Source organism: Achromobacter sp. ACM02, assembly GCF_014851605.1.
Taxonomy (GTDB): domain Bacteria; phylum Pseudomonadota; class Gammaproteobacteria; order Burkholderiales; family Burkholderiaceae_B; genus Achromobacter; species Achromobacter aegrifaciens.
Map to the genome: position 1 here is coordinate 609,842 of NZ_JACUZY010000001.1, position 17,820 is coordinate 627,661.

Below are 17,820 nucleotides of genomic sequence, written 5' to 3' on the forward strand. Positions count from 1 at the left end.
GATCGCGGGGTCTTTTGGAAGGCGCGGCAACCGTACGCTGCGTCCCGCGTCTGGAACGCGGGACGATGATAAAAATGCCGCAACCTGCGGGGGCGGGTTCAGAAGTCCAGCGTGGCGTGGGGCCAGCGCTTCGTCGCCACCAGCTCGCGCGCTACCTGGCGCAGGATCTCGACCGCCGCCTTGGTGGCGCGCGAGGCCGGCCGATCCGAAGGGTGGGCCAGGATGCGGCGCAGGCTGAGGCCGTCGATGGGCTGGGCGGACAGGCGGCCTGCCTCGATGTCTTCCAGCACGGTTGCGGCGAAGTGCACGGTCACGCCGACCTTTTCCTTTATGAGGCGCTTGGCGACTTCCATGGTTTCGACTTCCACCACCGGATTCAGATGCACCCCGGCGTGCGCCGCCTGGGCCTCGAGCTCGAGCCGCACGCCGGACTTGGCCAGGCCGGTCATCACCAGCGGCAGCTCGGCCAGGTCGCGCACGCCGATCCGCGCGGGCCGGGCCTTGCGATGCGAGGGCGGTCCGATGAGGCACATGCCTTCGGTCAGGAAGGGATAGGTGAGCAGGTTGGCGACGGGAACCGGACCGTTGAGCATGGCCAGGTCCACCTGGCCCTTGAGCAGCATTTCGTGCAGCGTGGGAGAGAAGGCTTGAACGAAGCGCAGCCGGACTTCGGGGAGCTGTTCCTGCACGGCGCGAGTCAGGGGCACGGCCAGCGTCATTGCGAGTCCGGGAGAAAGACCGATGACGACGGGGCCGCTGGGATGGCGTTGCAGGGCGGACATGTCCTGCTTGAGCTGTTCGGCGTAGCGCAGCAGGAAGGAAGCGCGTTCCAGCAGGAAGGCGGCTTCTTCGGTGGGCGACGCGCCGCGCGAATGGCGCACGAAGAGCTGGACGCCGAGCTCTTCTTCCAGCAGCTGGATCTGGCGCGTAAGCGCGGGCTGCGCCACATGCAGGACGCTTGCGGCGCGGCCGAAATGCCCCTGGTTGGCCAGAACGACAAAGTAGCGAAGTTGCCGCAGATCCATTTCCGTAGCAGCCCTATGTGGCGGATTGAGTCATAACAAAATTATATGGGAGCGGTAAGAAAATGGTAGTGGACGCTGCGTCGGGGTGAGCTTTAACTTGCATCAGCCGCGAGAAAAGCCGCAGCACCTCTCTTTAAAGCTCATCAGAAAAAGGAATGACATGGATATCAATGCTCAGGAAATGGAAGCCACCCGCATCGCGCGCTGGGGCAAGGTCGAGCCCTACCGGGAGACCTTCATCGAAAGCCGCCTGCCCGGCATGAAGAAGAACATCTACAAGATCATGAACCGCGGCGTGCTGGAGAACAAAGGCGTGGAGCCAGCCATCCCCGGCAACCACCGCTTTGGCGTGACCTTCATCGAAATTCCCGTGGGGCAGGGCGCCAGCCTGCATGCGCACAAGACCGAGGAAGTCTTCTGCCCTCTGAACGGCCAGATGGAAGTGATCTGGGGCGAGAAGGGCGAGCACTCGGTGATGCTGAACCAGTGGGACGTGATTTCCTGCCCCATCGGCGTGATGCGCGGATTCCGCAATCCCAACCCGCATGCCCTGGTCGTCTATTCCGTCGTCGGCGGCACCGACGAGGAATGCGGGCGCATCGCCTGGCATCCCGACGTGGTGCGCGCCGCCGAGAACACGGGCCTGGTCTACGGCACCGACGGCTTCCTGAAAGAGAAAGCGGAAAGCTGATGCCGGACGATGGCCTGCGCCGGCCAGGTGCGGCGCCATCGATAGCAAAGAGAACAATAGAGGAGACATGGGATGAGCGATGACTATGGCGTATCCCGGCTGATTGCAAGAAGACGCGTGTTGCGGGCCGTCGCCTGTACGGGCGCGCTTTGCGCGGCGCCTGCGATGGGCCAGGCCAAGCAGCTCGTTCCGTTCTTCGGCAGGAGTTCGCGCACGCCAATGCGCCTGGTGGTGCCGTTCGCCCCCGGAGGCTCCACGGACATCGTCGCGCGCCTGCTGGCCGCGCAGCTGCCGGCCTATCTGGGGCAGAGCGTGATCGTGGAGAACCGCCCAGGCGCAGGCGGCAATATCGGCGTGGCCTCGGTCGCCCGGGCGCAGGCGGACGGCGGCACGCTGCTGCTGGTGTCGTCCTCGTTCGTCACGAATCCTGCCATCGCCGCAGAACGGCCCGCCTACGATCCGGTGCGCGACTTCGCGCCGGTGAGCCTGGCGGTGAGCTCCCCGGACGTCATCGTGGTCCGCGCCGAAAGCCGCCTGGCCACGCTCAAGGATCTGCTGGACGCTGCCGCCCGGGATCCCGGCACGCTCACGTACGCCACGCCGGGCAACGGCAACAGCGTGCATCTGGCAGCCGAACTGCTGTGGCGGCGCGCGGGTGTCAAGGCTTTGCACGTCCCGTACTCGGGCGCGGCGCCCGCAGTGCTGGCGGCGCTGGGAGGCCAGGTCGACTGCGCCTTTGCCGCGCTGCCTGCGGCGCAGGCGTTTCTCGCCGACGGCCGGCTCAGGGCCTTGGCCGTGGGCGGGGAAGAGCGCTGGCCGGCGCTTTCCGGCGTGCCGACGATCGCGCAAGCCGGCTTCGCCGATTTCCGCTCGGAAACCATGCAGGCGCTGTTCGCCCCGGCGGGCACGCCGGCCGCCACGGTCGAACGCATCAACAAGGCGGTGGCCGAAGCGCTGGGCAAGGAGCCGGTGCGCAGGCAGCTCGACGGGCTCGGATTTCGCGTCATCGCCAGTTCTTCAGCGGCGCTGAAGGCCAGGGTGGCGCAGGAGGTCCCGCAATGGGCTGCCGTGGCGGCCCAGGCGGGAATAAGCGCCGACTGAAGCGCGGCACGCAAATTTCATTAGTCAGACTACAGGGTTGAATGTTTATGAGTCATGCCAATTCCTGCGCGGACACGCGCGCCGCCGGCGAACAGCGCGCCATACCCGCCACGCCGCAAGCATTGCTGCAAGCCGTTCTTGCGGCCAACCAGGCCACGGATCCGCGCACCCGCGAGGTTCTTGATTCCCTGATCCGCCACCTGCACGCGTTTGCGGCGGACGTGAAACTGAGCTACGAGGAACTGCACCAGGGCCTGGACTTCATGGTGCGAGTGGGCCAGGCCACCAATCCGCTGCGGCACGAAGGCATCCTGCTGGCCGACATCCTGGGCGTGGCCACGCTGGTCCTGTTGATGGACGCCGAGGGCGTGCTGGAGGCCGGCGGCACGGAGCCCGCGCTGATCGGGCCGTTCTGGCGCGCCAACCAGCCCGTACTCGAAAACGGTTCCAAGATCGCCACCGAGGATACGACTGGCGATCGGCTGCTGGTGACGGGGCGCATCTGCACGCTGGATGGCCAGCCGCTGGCCGGCGCGCGCCTGGAAACCTGGCAGGCCGCGCCCAGCGGCCTGTACGAAAACCAGGATCCCGAGCAGGAAGACATGAACCTGCGGGCCGTGTTTATGACTGACGCGGACGGCCGCTTCTGGTTCGACAGCGTCAAGCCCGCCGGCTACGGCGTGCCCATCGACGGCCCCTGCGGCGACCTGCTGGCGCTGCAGCAGCGCAACCACATGCGGCCCGCGCACCTGCACTTCATCGCCTCGGCGCCCGGCCACAAAGTGTTGACCACCCAGATCTTCGACGCCAACGACGCCTACGCGTATAGCGATGCGGCATTCGGCGCGGTGGGGTCGCTGCTGCGGAAGTTCGAAGCGACGGGCGACGGCACCTACCGCCTGGACGTGGAGCTCAAGCTCGAGCCGGGCGAAACGCGCATGCCCAAGCCGCCGCTTTCCTGATCCGGCTTTCCCCGCTTTCGACCTCAATCCCGGCGCGGCCTGCCGCGCCTTGGGCAGCCTTTGCCCGCAACAACCAGAACCAGAGACAGACATGAGCAAGAAAACCCAAGCCCTGCGCGTGATCGAACGCGTTTCCACCGTCGCCGAGCTGCGGCCGGCCCTGGTCGACATCTCCGTGCCGCAGGCGCCGGAAGGCCATGCCGTGGTCGAAGTCAGCGCGGCCGGGATCAATCCCAGCGACGTCAAGGCGGCGATGGGCATGATGCCTTACGCGATCTGGCCGCGCACGCCCGGACGCGACTACGCGGGCAAGGTGATAGCCGGCCCCGCGGAATGGATGGGGCAGGAGGTGTGGGGCACGGGCGGCGACCTGGGCATTACGCGCGACGGGACCCACGCGCGCTACCTGGTGCTGCCCGTGGCCGCCTTGGTGCGCAGGCCTGCCCACATCGCCGCGGCCAGCGCCGCCATGGCGGGCGTGCCGTTTGTCACCGCCTATGAAGGGCTGCGCCGCGCCGGCCTGTCTGGCCCGGGCCAGACGGTGGTGGTGTTCGGCTCGAACGGCAAGGTCGGGCAGGCCGCCATCCAGCTGGCCAGCCGCGCCGGCGCCCGGGTGGTCGGGGTGGAGCGCGGCGGCGAAGGCTACGTCGGCCATGCGGTTTCAGGCGTGTCGGTCATCGATGGCAGCCGCGACGGGATCGCCCAGCGTGTCATGGAGCTGACCAGCCAGACGGGCGCAGACATTGCCTACAACACGGTGGGCTCGCCGTACTTCGCCGCGGCGCTGGAATCGTTGAAGGTGGGCGGGCGGCAGATCGTCATTTCCACCCCTGACCGCAACGTGCCCTTCGACATCCAGGCCTTCTACCGCCGCGACCTCCAACTGATCGGCGTGGACAGCCTGAAGCTGGACTCGGCCCGCTGCGCCGCGGTGTTCCGCGAGCTGCTGCCCGGCTTCGAGGACGGCAGCCTGCAGTCCTTTCCGGTCAGTCCGGCCGCCGTGGTGCCGCTGGCGCAAGCCCGCGAGGCCTACATCAAGGTGCTGGAAGGCGCGCAGGACCGGCCCGTCCTCGCCCCCTGATCCGCGACCCGCTTTATCCGGCCGATTGCCTGTCCGTCATGGGCGATCGGCTTTTTTTCGCGCAGCAGAAGCATAAAAGGAGACAAACCATGACACTGCACCGCAGACATTTTCTTCAATACGCGACGGCCCTGGCCGGCGTCGTGGGGCTTAGCGCCACGCTGCAGGCCCAGCCGGACTATCCGGCACGCCCCATCAGGATGGTAGTGCCGTTCACGGCGGGGTCGACCACCGATGTCATCGGCAGGACGGTGGCGGAACAGCTGGAGAAGAAACTCGGCCAGCCGGTGGTGGTGGAGAACCGGCCGGGCGCAGGCGGCGTGCTGGGCGCCACCATGGTGGCGGGCGCCGCGGCCGATGGCTACACGGTGCTGGTGCACTCCGCTGCCCACGTGGCCAACCAGTCGCTCTACGCCAACCTCAAATACGACACCCTCAAGGACTTCACGCCCGTGACCATGCTGGCCTCGATGCCGAACGTGATCGTGGCGTCGAACGCGCGCAACTTCAAGTCGCTGAAGGACCTGGTGGAGCGCGCCCGCGCCGAACCCGACCAATATACCTACGGCTCGTCCGGCAGCGGCAGCGGCGCGCACATCGCGGGCGAAAAGTTCAGGGCCGCGACAGGCATCCAGGCTATCCACGTGCCGTACCGCGGCACGCCGGAGGCGGTCAACGACGTGATCGCCGGCCGGGTCGACTGGTTCTTCCTGCCATTGCCGTTGGCGCTGCCCATGGTCAAGGCTGGCAAGCTGACCGCGCTGGCGATCAGCGCCGACCACCGTTCGCCCGCGTTGCCGGACGTGCCTACGACAGCAGAGGCTGGCTACCGCGACGTGGACCAGCTGTTCTGGGTGGCCATGTTCGTGCCGGCCGCGACGCCGCCGGCGGTCCTGGCCAAGCTGCATGCCGGCACCGAACAGGCGCTGCGCTCGGACGCCACGCGCGAGCGCTTCGACAACCTGGGGGCCGAGCCCGCGCCCATGCCGCAGCAGCAATTCGCCGAGCTGATCGGCCGGGAAATGGAAAGCACCGGCAGCCTGATCCGCGGCGCCGGCATACGCGTCGGCAATTGAGTCGGGGGAACTGGGGGGAATATGTCAATAATCAGAAGAATCGGGCTGTTGGGAGCCTGTGCGCTGGCGGGACCGGCGCTTGCGCAATCGTCGTCGCTGACCCTGTTCGGCCACATCGACCTGAACGTGACCAGCGCCACCGCGGGCAGCACGTCCAAGATCGGCATGGACCAGGGCGGCTACATGCTGCCCAGCCGCATCGGCATGCGCGGCACCGAGAATCTGGGCAACGGCAACTCGGTGGGGTTCTGGCTGGAGGCGCCCATCCTGCCGAATAGTGGCGGGCCGCAAGGCCTGAACTGGACACGGCGTTCGACCATCAGCTTGAGCAACGAGCGCTACGGCGAACTGCGGCTGGGGCGGGACTACACCGCGGCGTTCTGGAACGTGTCCTCGTTCTCGCCCTTCGGCACCGTGGGCGTGGGCGGCAGCAGCAACATCATCAAGGGCTGGCCCTTGGGGATGGAGGGCGCCACCACGCTCTCGCGCGCCAGCAACATGGTGGCGTACTTCCTGCCGAAGAAACTCGGCGGGATATACGGACACCTGAACTATGCGCGCGAAGAAGACCTGCGCGGCGCCGACTATGCCGGCGGGCGGCTGGGCTATCAGTCCGGTCCGCTCAATGTCGCCGCCGCATACGGCAGGACGTCGATGGGCAGCGGCGAGCACTACGAAACCGCGACCCTGGGCGCCAGCTATGACTTCCGCGTGGTGAAGCTGTTTGCCAACTACCTGCAGCAGAAGATCGGGTCGGACAAGCAGCACGTGGCCCTGGCGGGCGCGTCGGTGCCTGTGGGTGGCGGCCACGTGAAGCTGTCGTACTCCCGTTCCACCCAGAGCGGACAGTACGAAGGCGACGACGCCCAGCAGTTTGCGCTGGGCTACACCTACGCGCTCAGCAAGCGCACGGTGCTGTACACGGCGGCGTCCTTCATCAAGAACGAGGGCAATGCCGCCTTCGTGACCGGGGACGTCGCGCCGGAAGGCGTGCCGGGCGCGAACTCGAAGGGCTTCCAGGTCGGGATCAGCCACTCGTTCTGAGCGTGATGCGCTGCGGCCCCGCCCAGTGCGGGGCCGCAATTTTTTATTGGACCGCCTTGGCAGGCGCCGCCGGCAACACCCCGGCATCATGCACCGGCTTGCCGCCCAGCAGCGTGAGCACCGAATTGATGGCGTGGATCTGGTCCGCCGGCATCGTCAGGTAGGGCTGGTCCAGCACCGCCAGGTCGGCCAGCTTGCCGGCGTTCAGTTGCCCGCGGTCGTCTTCGTCGAATGCCAGCCAGGCTGCCTGGCGCGTGTAGAGCGCCAGCGCTTCCTCCCGCGTGAGCAAGGCGCCGGGCTCGCGCAGCACGGTGGCGCCGATGGCGCGTCCCTGCACGTGGTACTCCACGGCCTGCCAGACGCCAGCCACGCCGATGCGGGTCGAATCGGTGCCGCCCGCGACCGGCAGACCCAGGTTCAGCGCCGTGCGCACCGGCGGCGAATCCTGCTCCGCTCCCTTGGGATTGGCCTCGCGTATCGCCTCGCCCTCGAAGTACGGACCCATCTGCACCGTATAGGCCAGCCCCAGGCGCGCCATACGTTCGAGCGTGCGGCGCGAGCCGGTGTTCAGGTGGGCGATGGACCAGCGCAGCGGACGCAGGTCGTGGTCGCGGCCGACTTCCTCGAACACATCGAGGATGGCGCTGGCGGCGTCGTCGGTGTAGGCGTGGATCTCCAGCGGGATGCGGCGTTCGGCCGCGTAGCGGGCGATGCGGGCGAGTTCCTGGCGCGCTTCGGCGGGCGGGTTGAATCCCGGGCCCATGCGCACGCCGTCGTTCATGGCGGACACCAGGTTTTCACCCAACCCCAGGAACGCGAGTTTGCCGTCATCATGGCGCGGCGGGCGGAAGGCCATGATGTCGCGGAACCATTGCGCCTCGCCGCCCGCGCGCATGGCCGAGATCCGGTAGCCCGCGCGCACGGTGAGTTCGCCGCGGTCGCGCAGCGCGTAAAGCGGCTCGTAGGCTTCAGCGCCGCCGGCCGACGGATCGATGAAGCCCGTCAGCCCGCGCGCGTTCATGGCGCGCAGAAAGGCTTGCAGCCCGGCGGGGCGGTCGGCGGTATGGCTCAGGCGGGCGAACAGCGCGTTGAACGGGCCGATGCCGCCCAGCAGCCTGCCGGTGGCGCGGCCCTGCGCGTCGCGCTCGACCGTGATGCCGTGCAGTTCCGGCGGCTGCGGGCCGTCCAGGCCCAGGGCTTCGATGCCGCGGCTGTTGAGCAGGGCGTAGTCGTACAGGTATTGGACATAGGCGGGATGCCCGGGGACCGCCTGGTCCAGGTCGGCGCGGGTGGGCGCGCGGCGCTCGCGAAATTGCCGCGGATGCCAGGATCCGACCACCGCGACCCAATGGTCGCGCGGGCGTTGCGCGGCGTCGCGGGTTAACCGACCCAGCGCGTCTGCCAGGCTGGGCGCGTCGTACCAGTAGGTTTCGAACGCATAGGTCTGGCCGCCGCGGATGGCGTGGATATGCGTGTCGATGAGGCCGGGTATCACCGTGCGGCCCTGCAGGTCCAACTGGCGCGTGGCCGGTCCGACGTGTTGCTCGACATCGCCGTCCCCGCCCACCGCCACGATGCGTTCGCCCTGGATCGCCAGGGCTGTTGCGCGCGGCGCCGCGGGGTCCATGGTGATGATCTGGCCATTGCGCAGCACCAGGTCGGCGTCGCGGCTGTGGGCGGCGCAGGGCAGCGCGGCTGCCAATGCGAGGACAAGCGCCGTGGTTCTTTTCATGTGTCGTCTCCGGTCATCGAGGGGGTTCAGTAGCGCCATAGCGCTTCCAGGCCAAAAAAATGGACGGTTTCGGCGCGGCCGGTGTCGCGGATGAAGCTTCCGGGCCGGAACACCGAGTAGGCGGCTTCGAAACTCAGGTGGCGCGACACTTCCCAGCCCAGCACCACGTCGGCCTGCGTGCCGATGTAGCGGGCGCGGCTGGCGCCGGCCGGGCGCAGCAGTTTGCCGGCCACGCCGTACACGCCGTCCTGCAGGCTTTGACGCCAATAGAAGACCGCCGCGGTTCCCAACGTCCAGCCGGAGCCCAGGTCCAGCGTGAGCGAGGGATGCAAGTTGATCAGGTTGGAAGGGCCGATCAGGCCCGCTTCGCCGAAGTACTTGCCCTTGGGGAAGAAGACGGCAAAGGTCTGGAGCTTGGGATCGTCCGGATTGCGGTCGCCGCTGATGATGTTGGCCTTCAGGCCTACGCGCGGCTGCAATGGCGTGCCGCGGAAGGTGTAGCTCACGTCGCTGGCGAGCGACCAGGCGCGCGCCGGCGCGCCGGCGAAGCTGCCGTATTGGTAGACCGCTTCCAGGTCCCAGCGCCAGGAGGCGTGCTGGCCGAAGTAGCGCGCGCCCAGCGCGTTGCGGGTTTCGGGGCCGCTGCCCTGGTTGTAGGTGGCCGAGTCGCTGGACAGCGACAGCAGGTAGGCATCCAGGCCGGTGTCGCCCAGGCCGCCGGGCGCGGACCAGGTGCCGTAGAGGCCGCCGAGCCGGCGCTGGGAGTCGGCGCGGTCGCTGAAATCGTCCGGATCGTTGCGCACCGGGCGCACCAGGAAACCGTCCACGCGCAGTTCCTGGCTCTGCCAACTGAGCGCGCCGCCGTCGAACGAGCGCAGCACGTTGGGACCGTAGCGCGCCGAGATCAGCCGTTCGCTGCCATAGGCCATGACCTGGCGGCCCGCGCGCGCGGTCCAGGTGCCCGCAGCGCCGGCAAGGGAGACGTCGACGAAAGCCTGCAGCACGTCGCTGCCGGTGTCGTCGGGCGGTCCGATGGAGCCGGTGTCGCGTTCGGCATGGGTCAGGTTCAACTGGCCGAAGGCGCGCACCTGCCGGCCCAGCCGCAGGTCGGCATAGGGCAGGAAACGGTACAGATGGTAACCCTCGTCGGGTACGGCCGCGTCGCCGAATTCGTTGTTGCGGTAGCGCTCATAGCGGGCGCGCAGCTCGGCGCCCAGGGTCAGCGCGGAGGAATCGCCCAGCCGGATCCACTTGCCGGCTTCGCCCCAGGCGCCCGTGCGCTTGGCCGGGTCGTCCAGGTAGCTGTAGTCCTCGGTATAACGCCAGGGATCGATGGGCGGCAGCGCGGACCCGGCGGCCTGCGCGGCGCCGATTGCCAGCGCGGCCAGCGGGAGGATTGCGAGTCTGTGGAAGTTCAAGTTGCCTGGGCTGCAGCCGACGCGTGCAAGCGTCGACAGCGGTAGAAGTGACCAGGCGGCAAGATAGATTAAGGACAATGGCGTCGGTAGTCGCCATTTTTAGCCCTGGCTGTCCTGAAAACGGAACGCTGGGCTAGTCTTCCTGCAACTTCCCGAAGCGCTCCGCCAGATAATCCACCAAGGCCCTGACCGACGACAGCAGGCCGCGCCGCGACGGGAACACCGCGTGTATCAACTCGCGGCGCGGGGCCCAGTCAGGCAGCAGCCGGACCAGCTGTCCCGCCTGCAGCTGTTCGCGCACCATCATGGTGGGCAGTTGCACGACGCCCACGCCGGCCACCGCCGCGTTGCGCAAGGCGATCATGTCGGTGGTGATCATCCTGGGGGCAAGCGAGACGGTGGCCTGCTGGCCGTCCTGCTTGTACAGCTCCAGGCGATAGGCCTGGTTGGGCGAGCCCAGCGCCAGGCTGGGCCAGGCGCCCAGGTCGTCCGGGGTTGCGGGCTGGCCGCATTGGGCCGTCAGGCCCGGGCTGGCGACCAGGCTCTGGCCGCGGTCCGACAGCACGCGCATGACCAGTTCGCTGTCTTCCAGCGGAGGCGGGCGCACGCGGATCGCCACGTCCACGGCTTCACCCAGCACGTCGACCCGGCGGTTGGTGGCCTCCAACTGTATGACCACGCGCGGGTACTTGATCATGAAGTCGGCGAGCATGCCGCCCACATGGGTATGCAGCAGGGCGATCGGGCAGGTCAGCTTGACCACGCCGCGCGGCTCGACCTGGGCCGCGTCGATCACTTCCTGCGCGGCTTCCGCTTCGGCCAGCATGGCCTTGCAGCGCTCGTAGTAGGTCTGGCCTATGTCCGTGACCATGAAATGCCGGGTCGAGCGCTGGATGAGGCGCACGCCGAGGCGCTCTTCCAGCAGGGCCAGCCTGCGGCTGAGGCGGGACTTGGGCATGCCCAGCGCACGTCCCGCGGGGGCAAAGCCCTGGTGCTCGACGGTCTGCACGAAATAGAAAAGGTCGTTGAGATCCTGCATGGGCATCCCTTTGGTTCAAAAAATAGAACGCTGAAAGCAAAAAATCGGTCTTCCGACAATTTTGTTCTATTTTTAATATTTGTGCAGCCATAAGGCTTCTGATTCGGCCACAAGCCGTCGACCTTCCAAATTAGGAGTACACCATGTCCGCACCCGCCAACTTCAACGGCCAACGTCCTGTTATCGACGCCGACGACGCCGTCATGCTGCTGATCGATCATCAGAGCGGCCTGTTCCAGACCGTGGGCGACATGCCCATGCCGGAGCTGCGTGCCCGCGCTGGCGCCTTGGCGTCGATGGCCACGCTGGCCAAGATGCCCGTCATCACCACGGCTTCCGTGCCGCAAGGCCCGAATGGTCCGCTGATTCCCGAGATCCACGCCAACGCCCCGCATGCGCAATACATTGCGCGCAAGGGCGAGATCAACGCCTGGGACAACCCCGAATTCGTTGCCGCCGTGAAGGCCACCGGGCGCAAGACGCTCATCATCGCCGGCACCATCACCAGCGTGTGCATGGCGTTCCCGGCCATCAGCGCCGTCGCCGACGGCTACAAGGTGTTCGCGGTGATCGACGCCTCTGGCACGTACACCAAGATGGCCCAGGAAATCACGCTGGCGCGCGTGGTGCAGGCCGGCGTGGTGCCGATGGACACTGCCGCCGTGGCCTCGGAACTGCAGAAGACCTGGAACCGCGAAGACGCCATGCAGTGGGCCGAGGTCTACACCAAGGTGTTCCCGGCCTACCAGCTGTTGATCGAAAGCTACTCCAAGGCGCAGGAAGTGGTGAAGAACAACGAAGTCCTGGATTCGCAGCGCTGATCCGCTTCGATATAAGCGGAGGCCCGGGCCTCGCGGCCCGGATCAAGCCGCCACGCCATGCCGCTCGGCGATGCGCAGCAGCAAGGCTTCCAGTTCCTGGAGAATGGGCCGGTGGTCGTCCACCCGCCTGACCAGGGCAGAAGGCATGGCGGGCAGGTCGATCTCGACGAATGCGATCTCGGGCGTCGCGTAATAACTGGCGGCGCGCTTGGTCAGCATCAGCAGGCCTTCGCGCGTGTTCACGGCCGCGATGCCCTCGCGGATCGTGCGCACCACCGGGCCGTCGCCGATGGGCTTGCCCTTGGGCGTGTGGCGCGGAAAGTGGTAGTCCTGCCATTCCTGGTTGACCGATCCCGGCACCATGCGCACCAGCCGTTCCTCGGCCAGCAGCTCGGGGTCCAGCAGGGTCGCCGCGGCAAACGGGTGATCAAGCGGGACGCACAGCATGCGCTGGTCCCGCAACACGATGGGCCCATGGCACAGGCCGTCCGCGCCCAGCGGCAAACGGCAGAACGCAATGTCGACCGAGCCGTCGGCCACCGCCGCGTAGTGGGTGACGTAGGTCAGTTCCACGAACTCCAGCTCCACGTTGGGATGCGCGGCCTTGAATTCCGAGACCAGCGGGCGGTATAGCTCGTAGAAACCGCCGCCCAGGAAGCCGATGCGCAGATGGCGCGGCTTGCCCGCGGCCTGGCGCTTGCAGTCGTCCAGCGCGGCTTTCAGCATGACCACAGCCGGTCCCGCGCCCAGCTTCAGGGTTTCGCCCAACGGCGTAAGCGCGACGCGGCGGCTGCTGCGCTCGAACAAGGGGGCGCCCAGCGTCTTTTCCAACGCCTTGACCGCTTCCGATACGGATGACTGGCTCATGTGCAGCGCTTCCGCCGCGCGGCCGAAATGCAGCTTGTCCGCAACGGCCAGAAAACAATCGAATTGGCGTAGATCCATGGCTCCGGGGCACCTTCCGTGCGCGTAGTAGTCGCTCTTATATCAATCGGGATTAACGATTGATGGCTTGAATAATAGCGCTTGTTCGCGCCAGGCCCGATGGGCAGAATTCGACCTGTTCACACAAGCTTAGCTCATTGATGAGCGATAAGGAGACAGGCATGAGTTCATCTATGCCAGAACGATCAGGTCCAAAAGGATCGGCAGAACCGATTGAATTCCTGGTCGAAGGGGATCTGGTGCGCGGTACCTTCTACCGGCCCGAGCAGGCCAGCGGCCCGGTCGGCGCGGTCGCGCTCGCGCACGGCTGGTCCATGGTCGCCGGCGGCGACCTGGAAGAGTACGCGGCCGCTGTGGTGGCCCGGGGCCTGGCCGCGCTGACCTTCGACTTCCGCAATCTCGGCCGCAGCGAGGGCATGCCGCGCCAGGAGATCGATCCGCAGCGGCAGATCCAGGATTTCCGTTCGGCAATTTCCTATCTGCGCCAACGTCCGGAAGTCGACCGCGAGCGCATCGGCATCTGGGGCAGCAGCTACAGCGGCGGCCACGCGCTGACGGTGGCCGCCATCGACCGCCGCGTCAAGTGCGTGGTCAGCCAGGTTCCGACCACCAGCGGTTTCTCCGCGGCCCAACGGCGCGTGCGCTACGACAAGGCGCAGGCGCTGCAGGCCGCGTTCGAAGCCGACCGCGAGGCACGCGACGCGGGCCAGCCGCCTGCGATGCTGCGCATGGTCGATGCCGATCCCGACGCGCCAGTCGCCTATCCGGGCCCGGACTCCTACAACTATATGACGGGCGAAGCGCGCCGCTGCCCAAGCTGGGTCAATGAGGTCACGTTGCGGTCGCTGGAATTGGCCCGCGCCTATGAGCCCGGCATGTACGTGCGCCGCATCGCGCCTACGCCGCTCCTTATGATCGTCGCCACCGGCGACGGCCTGACGCCTGCCGATCTGCAGCAGGACGCTTTCAACGCGGCGCATCAGCCCAAGGAGTTGCTGCTGCTGCCCGGCGGCCATTACTCGGTCTACACGGAACATTTCGAACGCACCAGCAGCGCCGCGGCCAATTGGTTCGCGCGGCACCTCGGCCAAGACCAGCACGGATAAAAAAATGACGACGACAATAATGATGGAGACACAGGACCGCCAACGCCGCCACGCTTCGCTGCGCGCGGCGGCCGTGGGCAATGCCCTGGAATGGTTCGACTGGACCTTGTACGGCACGTTCTCGGCCTATCTGGCCATGAACCTGTTCGACCCGTCCGACCGCGGTTCGGCGCTGCTGGCCACGCTGGCCGTGTTCGCGGGCGGATTCCTGGCGCGGCCGATCGGCGGCTGGCTGTTTGGCCGCATCGGCGACCGCTACGGCCGCAAGTTCACGCTGGTTCTGACCATGTGCCTGCTGGCCCTGACCAGCCTGGCAATCGCGCTGCTGCCCACCTATGAGCAGGCCGGGGTGCTGGCTTCGGTATTGCTCTTCATTTGCCGCCTGATGCAGGGATTGGCGCATGGCGGCGAGTCCGGCGTGGCCTATACCTATGTTGCCGAAATCGCGCCGCCCGCGCGGCGCGGGCTGTGGTCGAGTTCGGTGTTCGTCAGCGTGACCATCGGCGTCATGGCCGCGACCGCGCTGGCGGCGTTGCTGACGTCCTGGCTGGGCAAGCCCGCGATGGAAGCCTGGGGCTGGCGCGTGGGTTTTGGCGTGGGGGCGCTGCTGGGTGTCTACGCGCTGTTCCTGCGCCGCAGCGCAAGCGAAAGCGAGGTCTTCGAACACAGCGCGGAGCAGGGCGGCACGCAGAAGGTGTCGGCGCGGCAGGCCTTGAAGATCGCCCGCAACATCGTGATGATCGCCGCGGCGTCCAACGCCACGTATTACACCTGGGTCACCTTCGCGCCGGCCACGGCCATCGCGACCAAGGGCATGGATCCGGCGGGCGCCTACACGGCCAGCCTGATCGCGCAGTTGGTGTGCCTGTTGTGGCTGCCGGTCTGCGGCTGGCTGGCGGACCGCTACGGCCGCAAGCCGATGGTGATGGCCTTCGGCCTGGGCGTGGCGCTGGCGGTGTTCCCGGTATCGCACATCGTGACCGACCAGCCCTGGACGCTGTTCGTGGGGCAGCTGATAGGCCTCCTGGTCTGGGCGCTGCTGGCGGCGATCTTCCCCGCCGTGGTGGCCGAACAGGTGCCGACCGGCGCGCGCGCCATGGGCGTGGGCTTCATCTCTTCGCTGTCGGTCGCGATCTTTGGCGGCACCGCGCCCTACATCAATGCCTGGCTGGGCGCCCAAGGGCTGGATTGGGTCTACACGGCCTACGTGGGGGCGCTGGGGCTGATGGCGTTTGCCGGCGCCTTCCTCATCAAGGAGACGGCGGGCATGGACCTGAACGACATCCGCCTGCCGGGCGAGGAAGCCGGCAACACCGCAGTCAACAAGGCCGCCAAGCGCGCGGCATTCAACTGAACTCCAATTTTTTCATCATCACATGAGCAAAATGAACTATCCGGATCTGGCAGGGAAAATCGCGGTTGTCACGGGGGCCGGGGGCGGTATTGGACGCGCCATGGCGGCGGCGTTCCGCCAGCAGGGCGCGACCGTGGTCGCCACCGACCTGGACCTTGAGGCGCTGTCCGGCGTGGACGCGGATTGCCGCCAACTGGACGTCACGCAAGCGCAGGCGGTACGCGCACTGGCCGACGCGGTGGCTGCCCAGTACGGCGCGCTGGACGTGTGGGTCAACAACGCCGGCTTCATGGCCCGCATGCCCGCCCTGGACCTGGACGAAGCCGCATGGCAACGCACCATGGACATCAACCTGAAAGGCACGTTCTTCGGCGCGCAGGCGGCTGCGCGCCACATGATCGCGCAAGGCAGCGGCGCCATCATCAACCTGTCCAGCTATGCCGGCGTCAAGCCGCGCCCGAACTGCGCCGACTATGCGGCTGCCAAGGCCGGCGTGGCCCATCTGACCCAATGCCTGGCGCTGGAGTGGAGTCCCAAGGGGCTGCGCGTCAACGCCATTGCGCCCGGCTTCATCGAAACGCCGATGAGCAGCTGGATGCACGCCGACGCCGCCACCTTTGCCGAATACGTGGAGCGCCTGCCGGCGCGCCGCGTGGGCCAGCCGTCCGAGATCGCCGACGCGGCGCTGTATCTGGCTTCGCAGGCATCCGGCTATGTCACTGGTCACGTGCTGATGGTCGACGGCGGAGTGTCCAAGACATGAGCGACGACAAGGACGTGGCATCGTGGTGGAACGGCAAGGCGGCCGTCGTGACGGGCGCGGCCAGAGGGCAGGGCGCGGCCGAGGCGCTGCGCCTGTTGCAGGCCGGCGCAACCGTCTACGCGCTGGACGTCTTGCCCGAAAGCGATGCGACCTGGGCGGAATTGCGCGCGGCGGCGGGCGAGGATGCCGAACGGCTGCGCATCCGGGTCGCGGACGTGGCCCGCGAATCCGATTGGCTGGCGTTGGCCGATGAGATTTCGGCTGCGGGCGTGCCGCTCTACGGCCTGGTCAACAACGCCGGCGTGACCCTGCGCAAGACCGTGACCGAGACCACGCACGCGGAATGGCGGCGCCTGCTGGACATCAATCTGGATGGGCCGTTCCTCGCCATCCGCAACCTGGCCGCACTGATGCCGCAGGGCGCGGCCATCGTCAATACGTCTTCGACGGCGGGGCTTACCGGCTACTTCAGCGCAGCCTACACCGCCAGCAAGTGGGCCCTGCGCGGCCTGACGCGGGCGGCATCGCTGGAACTGGCGGGGCGGGGCATACGCGTCAACACCGTATGCCCCGGCCTGGTGGAAACGCCGATGATCATGCAGCCCAATGCCGTGCATGACGCCGGCCGGGCGCGCCTGTTCTATGAAGGCAACCGCGACGCCACGCCGCTGTCGCGCGGCGCGGATGCCGACGAGATCGCGGCGGCGGTAATGTTCCTGTTGGGGCCCGAGGCTTCGTTCATCACCGGCGCGGACCTGCCGGTCGACGGCGGCATGACGGGAGGAGGCGTGTACTGGCGGATCGGCAAGTCCACCGGCAATCTGTAGCCGCAGTCCCGGGCCGCGGCCCGGGACTGGCCATTGCGCAAGGGCAGAGGCTTAGTGCTTGTCGCCGTAGATATTGCCGGCAATGCCGCCGGCGGCGGCGCCGATGGCGGCCCCAGTCCAGCCGCTGCCGCCCGCGATGGCGGCAATGCCCGCGCCGGCAGCGGCGCCGATGGCCGCGCCCGACAGGGTGCCTTGCTGCTTGGAACTCATGTTGGTGCAGGCTACCAGCGACCCCATCATGAGGCCTATGGCGATCGATCGGATGACTTTCATGGTTGACTCCTAGCGGGCGCGCTTGGCGGGAGCGGCCGGCGTGGCCGGCGCCGCGGGCGCGACGATTTCGAACCAGAGCGTTTCGACCACGGGGCGGTCCATCCGGGTCGGATTGGCGGCGTACCAGCTATCCAGCCGTTCGCGCACCGAATCGAGCGTATGGCTCTGCAAACCCTTGGCGAAACGCGGGATCAGCGTCTGGTTGTCCGCCGGCGCGCGGCGCTGCTGATAGGCCTGCTCCACCTGGATGAGGTTCGCCATGCCCAGCAGGTAGGCCTTCTTCAGATTCGCGTCGGACTCCGACCATTGCTTGCCGGTGATGATGGGCGCCGGGTCGGTAGGCGCCGCTACCACCGGCGCGGCGACCAGCAGTGACAGCGCAAGGGCTGCCGGGCCTAACAGGTGTTTCACTTTCATCATATCGCTCCTTGGTGGAACAAAAGACAGAAAAACAACCAGAACGCCATGCGCGCAGTTCGCTTGCAATGGCCAAGCGCCAGGCGACCAGATCAATTTAGGCTTGAAAGCATGCTTGCGCAAGAGGCGTGCCGCTCTGCCATCG

At 67.3% G+C, this 17,820-nt stretch carries 18 protein-coding genes; 11 read left to right on the forward strand and 7 right to left on the reverse strand.

Annotated features, from left to right (window positions below):
• Positions 1-98: 98 nt before the first annotated feature.
• The gene (locus tag IB258_RS02800) at positions 99-1,025 is read right to left on the reverse strand and encodes a LysR family transcriptional regulator (protein ID WP_054454464.1); all 927 of its coding nucleotides are present in this window, start codon (positions 1,023-1,025) and stop codon (positions 99-101) included.
• Positions 1,026-1,185: 160 nt separating this feature from the next.
• Here IB258_RS02800 and IB258_RS02805 point away from each other — a divergent pair, with 160 nt between their 5' ends.
• From IB258_RS02805 to IB258_RS02830, 6 genes are all read left to right on the forward strand, one after another.
• The gene (locus IB258_RS02805; RefSeq protein WP_054454462.1) at positions 1,186-1,716 is read left to right on the forward strand and encodes a cupin; all 531 of its coding nucleotides are present in this window, start codon (positions 1,186-1,188) and stop codon (positions 1,714-1,716) included.
• A gap of 72 nt (positions 1,717-1,788) precedes the next feature.
• A complete protein-coding gene (locus IB258_RS02810; protein ID WP_175180926.1) occupies positions 1,789-2,817 on the forward strand; it encodes a tripartite tricarboxylate transporter substrate-binding protein in 1,029 nt (342 codons plus the stop codon).
• A gap of 47 nt (positions 2,818-2,864) precedes the next feature.
• Entirely contained in the window at positions 2,865-3,779 is a 915-nt protein-coding gene (locus IB258_RS02815) for a dioxygenase (protein WP_119451492.1), read from the forward strand.
• Between the two features lie 91 nt (positions 3,780-3,870).
• Positions 3,871-4,860 carry a zinc-binding alcohol dehydrogenase family protein gene (locus IB258_RS02820; RefSeq protein ID WP_192352102.1) on the forward strand — a complete coding sequence of 330 codons (990 nt, stop codon included), beginning with the start codon at positions 3,871-3,873 and terminating at the stop codon, positions 4,858-4,860.
• An 89-nt stretch (positions 4,861-4,949) separates the two neighbouring features.
• Complete coding sequence (locus IB258_RS02825; RefSeq protein WP_192352103.1) at positions 4,950-5,936, forward strand: tripartite tricarboxylate transporter substrate binding protein; 987 nt, start codon at positions 4,950-4,952, stop codon at positions 5,934-5,936.
• Positions 5,937-5,957: 21 nt separating this feature from the next.
• Positions 5,958-6,980: a porin gene (locus IB258_RS02830; protein ID WP_175180928.1), complete on the forward strand. Its 1,023-nt coding sequence runs from the start codon at positions 5,958-5,960 to the stop codon at positions 6,978-6,980.
• Positions 6,981-7,023: 43 nt separating this feature from the next.
• On the opposite strand, the gene IB258_RS02835 is transcribed toward IB258_RS02830, so the two are convergent.
• The 3 genes from IB258_RS02835 to IB258_RS02845 form a co-directional block, all read right to left on the reverse strand.
• Positions 7,024-8,712, reverse strand: coding sequence for an amidohydrolase (locus tag IB258_RS02835; RefSeq protein ID WP_192352104.1), 1,689 nt, complete (start codon positions 8,710-8,712; stop codon positions 7,024-7,026).
• A 26-nt stretch (positions 8,713-8,738) separates the two neighbouring features.
• Positions 8,739-10,130, reverse strand: a complete 1,392-nt coding sequence (locus IB258_RS02840) for an alginate export family protein (protein WP_192352105.1) — start codon at positions 10,128-10,130, stop codon at positions 8,739-8,741.
• Positions 10,131-10,263: 133 nt separating this feature from the next.
• Entirely contained in the window at positions 10,264-11,169 is a 906-nt protein-coding gene (locus IB258_RS02845) for a LysR family transcriptional regulator (protein WP_054454875.1), read from the reverse strand.
• Between the two features lie 143 nt (positions 11,170-11,312).
• On the opposite strand from IB258_RS02845, the gene IB258_RS02850 reads away from it, so the two are divergent.
• On the forward strand, positions 11,313-11,990 hold the full coding sequence (locus tag IB258_RS02850; protein WP_054454449.1) for a hydrolase: 678 nt from the start codon (positions 11,313-11,315) through the stop codon (positions 11,988-11,990).
• Between the two features lie 42 nt (positions 11,991-12,032).
• Here the strand turns inward: IB258_RS02850 and IB258_RS02855 are convergent, their stop codons facing one another.
• Positions 12,033-12,935 (reverse strand): LysR family transcriptional regulator, encoded by a 903-nt coding sequence (locus IB258_RS02855; RefSeq protein ID WP_054454448.1) that lies wholly within the window; start codon positions 12,933-12,935, stop codon positions 12,033-12,035.
• Positions 12,936-13,108: 173 nt separating this feature from the next.
• On the opposite strand from IB258_RS02855, the gene IB258_RS02860 reads away from it, so the two are divergent.
• From IB258_RS02860 to IB258_RS02875, 4 genes are read left to right on the forward strand one after another with little or no spacing between them, the layout of a single operon-like run.
• On the forward strand, positions 13,109-14,041 hold the full coding sequence (locus IB258_RS02860; RefSeq protein WP_370539811.1) for an alpha/beta hydrolase: 933 nt from the start codon (positions 13,109-13,111) through the stop codon (positions 14,039-14,041).
• Between the two features lie 22 nt (positions 14,042-14,063).
• A complete protein-coding gene (locus IB258_RS02865; protein ID WP_054454873.1) occupies positions 14,064-15,395 on the forward strand; it encodes an MFS transporter in 1,332 nt (443 codons plus the stop codon).
• Between the two features lie 22 nt (positions 15,396-15,417).
• The gene (locus IB258_RS02870) at positions 15,418-16,158 is read left to right on the forward strand and encodes an SDR family NAD(P)-dependent oxidoreductase (protein ID WP_225588726.1); all 741 of its coding nucleotides are present in this window, start codon (positions 15,418-15,420) and stop codon (positions 16,156-16,158) included.
• Positions 16,155-16,985, forward strand: a complete 831-nt coding sequence (locus IB258_RS02875) for an SDR family NAD(P)-dependent oxidoreductase (protein WP_225588727.1) — start codon at positions 16,155-16,157, stop codon at positions 16,983-16,985. The genes IB258_RS02870 and IB258_RS02875 overlap by 4 nt, the downstream gene beginning before the upstream one ends.
• A 51-nt stretch (positions 16,986-17,036) precedes the next feature.
• Here IB258_RS02875 and IB258_RS02880 read toward each other — a convergent pair whose 3' ends face one another.
• Both IB258_RS02880 and IB258_RS02885 read right to left on the reverse strand, forming a co-directional pair.
• Positions 17,037-17,258, reverse strand: a complete 222-nt coding sequence (locus tag IB258_RS02880; protein WP_013393765.1) for a YMGG-like glycine zipper-containing protein — start codon at positions 17,256-17,258, stop codon at positions 17,037-17,039.
• A gap of 9 nt (positions 17,259-17,267) precedes the next feature.
• On the reverse strand, positions 17,268-17,675 hold the full coding sequence (locus tag IB258_RS02885) for a hypothetical protein (protein WP_082401051.1): 408 nt from the start codon (positions 17,673-17,675) through the stop codon (positions 17,268-17,270).
• Positions 17,676-17,820: the final 145 nt, after the last annotated feature.

Bases quoted from the DNA above. Each gene is read 5' to 3' on its own strand.
- IB258_RS02800 (WP_054454464.1), bottom strand. From the start codon at position 1,025: ATGGATCTGCGGCAACTTCGCTACTTTGTCGTTCTGGCCAACCAGGGG.
- IB258_RS02805 (WP_054454462.1), top strand. From the start codon at position 1,186: ATGGATATCAATGCTCAGGAAATGGAAGCCACCCGCATCGCGCGCTGG.
- IB258_RS02810 (WP_175180926.1), top strand. From the start codon at position 1,789: ATGAGCGATGACTATGGCGTATCCCGGCTGATTGCAAGAAGACGCGTG.
- IB258_RS02815 (WP_119451492.1), top strand. From the start codon at position 2,865: ATGAGTCATGCCAATTCCTGCGCGGACACGCGCGCCGCCGGCGAACAG.
- IB258_RS02820 (WP_192352102.1), top strand. From the start codon at position 3,871: ATGAGCAAGAAAACCCAAGCCCTGCGCGTGATCGAACGCGTTTCCACC.
- IB258_RS02825 (WP_192352103.1), top strand. From the start codon at position 4,950: ATGACACTGCACCGCAGACATTTTCTTCAATACGCGACGGCCCTGGCC.
- IB258_RS02830 (WP_175180928.1), top strand. From the start codon at position 5,958: ATGTCAATAATCAGAAGAATCGGGCTGTTGGGAGCCTGTGCGCTGGCG.
- IB258_RS02835 (WP_192352104.1), bottom strand. From the start codon at position 8,712: ATGAAAAGAACCACGGCGCTTGTCCTCGCATTGGCAGCCGCGCTGCCC.
- IB258_RS02845 (WP_054454875.1), bottom strand. From the start codon at position 11,169: ATGCAGGATCTCAACGACCTTTTCTATTTCGTGCAGACCGTCGAGCAC.
- IB258_RS02850 (WP_054454449.1), top strand. From the start codon at position 11,313: ATGTCCGCACCCGCCAACTTCAACGGCCAACGTCCTGTTATCGACGCC.
- IB258_RS02855 (WP_054454448.1), bottom strand. From the start codon at position 12,935: ATGGATCTACGCCAATTCGATTGTTTTCTGGCCGTTGCGGACAAGCTG.
- IB258_RS02860 (WP_370539811.1), top strand. From the start codon at position 13,109: ATGCCAGAACGATCAGGTCCAAAAGGATCGGCAGAACCGATTGAATTC.
- IB258_RS02865 (WP_054454873.1), top strand. From the start codon at position 14,064: ATGGAGACACAGGACCGCCAACGCCGCCACGCTTCGCTGCGCGCGGCG.
- IB258_RS02870 (WP_225588726.1), top strand. From the start codon at position 15,418: ATGAGCAAAATGAACTATCCGGATCTGGCAGGGAAAATCGCGGTTGTC.
- IB258_RS02875 (WP_225588727.1), top strand. From the start codon at position 16,155: ATGAGCGACGACAAGGACGTGGCATCGTGGTGGAACGGCAAGGCGGCC.
- IB258_RS02880 (WP_013393765.1), bottom strand. From the start codon at position 17,258: ATGAAAGTCATCCGATCGATCGCCATAGGCCTCATGATGGGGTCGCTG.
- IB258_RS02885 (WP_082401051.1), bottom strand. From the start codon at position 17,675: ATGAAAGTGAAACACCTGTTAGGCCCGGCAGCCCTTGCGCTGTCACTG.